The sequence below is a fragment of the Microvirga roseola genome (genome assembly GCF_020866965.1).
Classification (GTDB): domain Bacteria; phylum Pseudomonadota; class Alphaproteobacteria; order Rhizobiales; family Beijerinckiaceae; genus Microvirga; species Microvirga roseola.
This window is the reverse complement of record NZ_JAJATX010000108.1, coordinates 1-6,030: the sequence shown is the minus strand read 5'-3', so window position 1 is coordinate 6,030 and position 6,030 is coordinate 1. Positions and strand designations below refer to the sequence as shown.

Sequence of the window (6,030 nt, the reverse complement as noted above, 5' to 3'; positions counted from 1 at the left end):
GGGCGCAGGAGCACGCGGTAAAGGGTAGCTTCACATGGAGGTTCGGCACCTACTAGGCGCCAGCCGCTCCGGGAGTGCAAGTCACTCAGGATCATAAAGCCTTAACCGATTGAGGGCTAAATTGGACCAGCCACCTTACTGACAGCATTTGGCGGCTGGTACTCAGACCCTCAGGGACAGCTTTCATGATTGGATTTCGTACTAAGCGCATTGCCCATCGCGTTTTCGCAGGATCGGCCGCCCTGATCGCAACAGCGCTCACCGTAGGTGCTGTGAGTTGGTCCGGCCTAGAGGAGGGCAACCGCCGCTTGAAGGACATGTACGAGCAGGAGCTCAAGCTCATCGAAACTGTCGATGACATCAAGTCGTCCCTTTACAGAATCCGGGGAGACTCGCTCGAGTATGTCTTGGCCGAACGGCCGGCGACGCGCGAGCAAATTAAGTCCGCAGTACTCGAGCAGGACAAGCGGATCATGTCGCGCTATGCCGAGATACGTGCAACTCGTCTCTCGGAAAAGGAGGCACAGCTTCTTGCCGCACTCGAGGAAGGCTCGATGAGCTATCTTCGACTTGTCGAGGAGAACGTGATGGGTGCTCTAGATGCTGGTGATCGGCGCAAGGCCGAGGACATAGCCCGCGGCGAGGCGGTAGCAGTCTTCCGGGAGGCACGGGAAGGTGCAAACGGGCTCATGGACTATGCGGTCGAACGCGCGCGCATTCGCATGAGTAATGCGCAGCAAGAGCATGCGAATGCCCTCTGGCTGATGGGACTTGCCTTGACTGCCTCGCTCGGCATCGGTCTGGCGATGGTCTGGATGCTCAATCGCACAGTCTCCCGCCCGATCCGAGCCATGACTGAGGTAATGACTCGGCTGTCCCATCGGGAGTGGAACGTTGAGGTTCCTTCAGGTGACCGCGCCGACGAGATCGGAGCAATGGCGAAGGCGGTCGAGGTCTTCAAGCAAAACGGCATAGAAGCCGAGCGCCTAGCCGCAATCCAGTCTCAGGAAGATGCAATCAAGATGCGCCGGGCTGAGCTGCTTGATAAACTGACAAAGAACTTTGAGGCGAATGTCACGACCCTTTCGCAAGGTCTGGCCGCATCCGCCGCGGAAATGGAGGCAACGGCCCAATCAATGTCGACGATTGCTGATCAAACCAATCGGCAGTCGGTGAGCGTGGCCTCTGCGGCGGAGCAAACGTCCGCGAATGTGCAAACAGTTGCTGCTGCGACGGAAGAGCTCTCCATCACCATCCGTGAGATTACTAGTCAAGTGAACCAGTCGTCCCAGGTAGCAGAGCGTGCTGTAGTGGACGCGCGCCGTACTGATACGACGGTGCAACAGCTTTCGGCAACGGCGGAGCGCATCGGCGAAGTGGTTCAAATCATCAGCAGCATTGCGGGCCAAACGAATCTTCTTGCGCTTAACGCGACGATAGAGGCGGCACGGGCCGGAGAGGCCGGTAAGGGTTTCGCAGTCGTTGCCTCCGAGGTAAAGGAGCTAGCCACTCAGACTGCAAAGGCAACAGAAGAAATTTCGACCCAGATCGCCTCGGTCCAGCAGGCTACCGGCGAGGCCGTGGGAGCTATCCAGGGGATTGCCCGAACGATCAATGAAATGTCTCAGATCTCAATCGCCATCGCTGCCGCCATGGAAGAACAGGGTGTTGCAACGGCGGAGATCGCCCGCAACGTGCAAGAGGCGGCGCGGGGCACTGATCAAGTGACCGGAAATATTGGTGACGTCCGGCGCGGGGCCGGAGAGACAGGCTCCGCCGCCTCTCAGGTGCTCAGCGCAGCCCGAGAGCTTTCGCGACACTCAAGCAGCTTGAGTCGGGAGGTCGGAGACTTCATTCTGAGTGTTAGAGCTGCCTAAATCACTCGGGGGCCTCAATTTGGGTTATACTACGCGGTATGATTCTCGGGCAGGGTTCAGCTCCGGTAAGATCTTTGCTTGAGTTTCTTAGCGAGATCAGCAAGCGTTTGAAGGCCGTTGATATGGCACAAACCAACAGGGCGACTTGTGATTCCCGATGCAGTATCCAATACCTCCCAATGAAGGGGAGCGTCTAGAAACCCTCCGCCGTCTCAATATTCTCGATGGCCGGCTTCCGTCCGGCTTGGACAGGATCTGTTCTGTCGCGGAGGATCTTTTCCAGATCCCGGTTGTGCTGATGGTCTTCCTCGAGGAGGATCATGCTTGGATCAAGTATGGGCCCAAGCCGGGCTTGTCGGAGGCTCCCCGTTCGCTTTCCTTCTGCAACTATACCATCATGCATGACGAGTGCTTTGTCGTTAATGATGCCGCCGCAGATAGGCGTTTCGCGGCTCATCCGTACGTGACGGCAGACCCTCCATTGCGGTTCTATGCAGGCTCTCCCTTGGTTACTGAACCAGGCATCCGGATCGGATCGCTTTGTCTGGTCGACCACGTTCCCAGGGACTTTACGCCGCAGCAGATGAGCCTGCTGGGCGGTCTCGCCAGGGTCGCTGTGGATGAACTGTGGCTACATCATCTGGAGCAGGTCGGCATGACATCACCCATCATTGGGTCGACCGTAGGTCGTCGATGCTCAGCGGATGCCACACTAAACTTCCAGCTCGAGCCTTCTCTGACAGGTCCCCAGGTTCGCGCAGCGCGTGGTCTGGTCAACTGGTCGGTCCGGGAACTCGCTGAGGCGGCGGGAGTGGCTCCGATGACAGTTAAGCGACATGAGGCCCGGAACGACAGCTTGGGCGTGACGAGCGAGAGTGCGAAGGCAATCCAGCTGGCGCTTGAGAAGGCAGGGGTGGCGTTCGTCTTCGCGCCGGGCGTCAAGCCGGGCGTGAGGCCCCGTTGAACTAAACCATCAGCCAGCTTGCCTCACCTACAAACACGGACCTGCGGTAGACTTCAACCCGGTCTAGATTGATGCCTTGTGAATACGATTAACTTGATATCGTGTTCACTAGCGGAGCCGCTCCTATGAACGCGCAGCTCAAAGCCTCCGCCTCTTCGCGTGCCCTCGCTCTTGGTTCCCTTGTTGGCACTGTCGTTCTATCCGAAGCCAACCTTTGACGCATGTAGCTTTTCCGAGAGTATGCACCAGCAATCATGCAGAGAAGTCCTCGACGGGCACGGTCGAAGACCCGATCAGTTCAGCGCGACCGCAATCGACGCCACAGGGCTGCCGGAACGATGCCTTGGAGGCTGCGTTGGCCGGACGACGAGGAGAGATGATATGTCCCAGGACAAGGCCGAAAAGGCCAACATCCCGGCCAAGGAGATAAGTCACGCCCCAGATGAGCCAATGCTCGAACCTTCCCTCGATCCGCTTGTGAACATGAGCCACAAGGCGTCGCAGGACGATCATGATCCCGAAGGCCTTGGCCCCATGTCCCTGGGCATGGCCGAGAGGATCAAGCAGGACCGATGCAGTAGAACCTAATTCTGAAGGTTCAAGCTTTCGTCCGCTCGTTGTCCTGTAGAATCGGTGGATGAGGCGGAGAACGTACGTGCGTCTTCCTTACTCTGCCTGCGACATCTCCCGCGGGTCTACGGGCGGCGTACGCGGCGATGGAGCCGGATGGCCCGCCGTCGTTTGCTGCTGGGGCTTCGGCCTGCTGCGGGGTCGTCCCCGAGGAAGGGAGCAACAGCGACCCGCCTCCGCTGCCCTGAGGAATGATCTACCCACTCAGCTTAAATGAAGGCTTTGATGTTCGGAATATCTGCCGTGAAAACGACTCCTCCCGGCAGGAACTTTATCTTTATCTCAGCCTCGAGTTCGCGGGCAAGGCCGCGCTCGAGAAGACGGGTGCCAAAGCCTCGGCGCTGCGGCGGCTCCACAGGCGGGCCGCCCCTCTCAGTCCAGGTAAGATGGAGGTGTAGGCTGTCCGCCTTATGCATCGTAAGCCACTCGATCAGGACTGTACCTGTGTCATTGGATAGAGAACCATACTTGGCCGCATTGGTCGCAAGCTCCTGAAACGCCATTGCTATAGCCAGCGCTTGCTGTGGCGTCAGGCGGACATCTGCACCCTTGACCTGAAACCGAATCTCGCCACGGTTCGCATAAGGCGAAATCGCCTGAGTCACGATCTCACTCAGGTGGGCACCCTCCCAGTTCTCCTGAGTTAGAACGTCATGCGCCCGGGCGAGCGCCAGCAGGCGGTTCTCCAAATCCCCCTCTGCTTGCGCTGTCGACTTTACACTGCGCAAGGTCTGGCGTGCAACGGATTGAACGGTGGCTAGCGTGTTCTTCACTCGATGATTCAGTTCGTGGATGAGTAGGTTTCGGCTCTCTTCCGCACGCTTCCTGGCGGAGATGTCACGAATAACTCGGATCCCGTAGAGAGGCTGGCCCTGCTGGCCATCGACCCTTGATGCGGAAATAGCAATCCAGACTAGATGCCCATCCTTGCGGACGAGGCGCTTCTCCAGCGCGTATACATCGACGTCGCCGGCCATCTGCCTGTGCAGCATCTCCAGGTCTTGTGCACGGTCTTCAGGGAAAGTGATCTCGGACAGGGTCTTCGTAAGAAGTTCGGCGCGTTCGTAGCCAACGATGGTGCAAAGCCGCTCGTTCACCCGCAGAAAACGGCCATTCGCATCGACCTCGGCAATTCCGATTGCCGCGTGTTTGTAGGTCGCCCGTAGTCGCTGTTCGCTCTCTCGCAGGGCAGCCTCAGCCAGTTTATGCTCGTGGATGTCGGTCGAACTGCCGAACCATGCTGTAACCTCGTGGCTGATGGGATGGCAGAAGGGGTTGGCTCGAACGATATGCCAGCGATAGACACCGTCATGGCGACGATACCGGAACTCGGTCTCATAAGCCGAGGTCTGGGTGCGGACCTCTGCCCAGATCCGCAGCGTCTCCGTTACATCATCGGGATGAATGGTCTCGAGCCAGCCATAGCCAAGGGCCTCGCGCGGCTTACGTCCCGTGTATTCGCTCCAACGCTCATTGACGTAGGTCACCTCGCCATCGGTATTGGTGATCCAGACAAGGCTTGGGACTGAATTTGCCAGCAGGCGAAAACGTTCTTCACTCTCTCGTAGGACCTGCTCATGCTGCTTGCTAGCCGATATATCGGTACATACGGCCAGTGCCGTCGAGGGCCGGCCGGCTTCATCGCGGATGAGGCTCGCTGCGGTGCGTGTCCAGACAATTGAGTAGTCTGGCCGAAGGTATCGCTTCTCAACCTCGTAGTGGTCGTCAGTGAGAAGTCCTGCCAGGAGAGCTTCCGTCCGCGGCAGGTCCTCCGGATGGACGATGTCCCGGAGATGGTGTCCAACCAACTCATCGCGGCTGCGCACGAGCATGGTGCAAAAATAGTCGTTGACCCGCAGAAGGCGGCCCTCCAGGTCGCACTCAGCAAGACCAACCGTTGCTTGGTTGAAGAGCACGTCCACAGCGTGCCACTCCCTTTCTGACACGCCGCCAAATGACCTGAATGGGTTCAGCCGGCCACGCCAGGGACTGGCGGGGTTAAGGTCATTCAGCGATGTGCCACACGGTGGGAACAGCCAAGCGATGCCATGGTTCCGGGGCAGGCTGAGAGATGATCCTGCCCCAGCTGGCTCGAGCATTCAAACAAGCGGATAATGGCCCATCCAGGACAAACTCCAACCGACCGCAACGCCAGGAATGAATAGCGTCGAGCGGGCCTAGCAGGTTCGTTTACTCCTGCCGGCCCTATCGGTTCTGATTGTCTAAGGCTTTTCGGAAGCCAAGCGATCGCCCCCGACCTACCCCGGCTCACAAACCCTTCCGCGATGCGGACCCCGCTCGAAGTCTTGCAGGCTTTATGCCCGCTGATGATCGACAACAAAAGCACCTCCGGTAAGCTAAGCTCGCTCGAGCGGCAAACGAAGCCCGGTTCTGGCATTCTGCCGAAAGCAGGCCGAATGTCCGCTCAAGCAGGGAACGTCCGACGTTCCCGAAGGGCAGGGGACCGCCAGAGGCTGACCCAAGTACCAGGCAGGATGCTCGCGACCAGATCGACTAGCACTACAGTTGCACCCTTCGTTTCCGGTGTGAGGCTTGCGC

4 protein-coding genes and 1 pseudogene are annotated in these 6,030 nt (G+C 58.6%); 4 read left to right on the top strand and 1 reads right to left on the bottom strand.

Annotated elements, in window-relative coordinates; genetic code table 11:
• Nucleotides 1–185: 185 nt before the first annotated feature.
• The 4 genes and pseudogenes from LG661_RS24000 to LG661_RS23985 all read left to right on the top strand — a co-directional run bounded on the left by LG661_RS24000 (nt 186) and on the right by LG661_RS23985 (nt 3,429).
• A complete protein-coding gene (locus tag LG661_RS24000; RefSeq protein ID WP_230534519.1) occupies nt 186–1,877 on the top strand; it encodes a methyl-accepting chemotaxis protein in 1,692 nt (563 codons plus the stop codon).
• 157 nt (nt 1,878–2,034) lie between these two features.
• Nucleotides 2,035–2,430, top strand: a pseudogene (locus tag LG661_RS25620) (GAF domain-containing protein); the annotation flags it as partial.
• A gap of 267 nt (nt 2,431–2,697) precedes the next feature.
• Nucleotides 2,698–2,841 (top strand): hypothetical protein, encoded by a 144-nt coding sequence (locus LG661_RS23990; RefSeq protein ID WP_230534516.1) that lies wholly within the window; start codon nt 2,698–2,700, stop codon nt 2,839–2,841.
• A 381-nt stretch (nt 2,842–3,222) separates the two neighbouring features.
• Nucleotides 3,223–3,429, top strand: a complete 207-nt coding sequence (locus LG661_RS23985) for a hypothetical protein (protein WP_230534515.1) — start codon at nt 3,223–3,225, stop codon at nt 3,427–3,429.
• Between the two features lie 251 nt (nt 3,430–3,680).
• Here the strand turns inward: LG661_RS23985 and LG661_RS23980 are convergent, their stop codons facing one another.
• Nucleotides 3,681–5,393, bottom strand: a complete 1,713-nt coding sequence (locus tag LG661_RS23980) for a sensor histidine kinase (protein WP_230534513.1) — start codon at nt 5,391–5,393, stop codon at nt 3,681–3,683.
• Between the last annotated feature and the right edge of the window lie 637 nt (nt 5,394–6,030).